We start from the raw sequence: 278 nt of genomic DNA on the forward strand, positions 1-278 counted from the left end.
TGCTAGGACAGACCGAAGCGAGTTTCCTTGCGCAGTACCAGCTCGTCGCGCGAAAGCTCATCACGAAAGTCGCCCAGGATGCACACATTGCGCTCTCCGAGCTCGATCGCATCTTGCCGCCTCATCTGAATCAGCCTGCGTGGCGGCGTCTCGTCCAATCGATGAGGCTGCCACCCGAACGCCTTTTCGCGCACAATTTTTCCCGTATCGCACACGTTACGGTAAGCGATCCATTTATCAACCTGGCCGACAGCGGCCCACTCGCGCCCGGCGCCCCC

General features: G+C 60.4%; 1 protein-coding gene. It reads right to left on the reverse strand.

Annotation, left to right across the window (positions count from 1 at the left end; genetic code table 11):
• Nucleotides 1-2 precede the first annotated feature (2 nt).
• Nucleotides 3-278 (reverse strand): hypothetical protein (locus tag AAEY88_RS13310; RefSeq protein ID WP_350563155.1); only part of this gene is annotated, 276 nt, incomplete at its 5' end.

Origin of the sequence: Psychrobacter sp. CAL346-MNA-CIBAN-0220 (genome assembly GCF_040309805.1) — a bacterium.
Lineage (GTDB): Bacteria > Pseudomonadota > Gammaproteobacteria > Pseudomonadales > Moraxellaceae > Psychrobacter.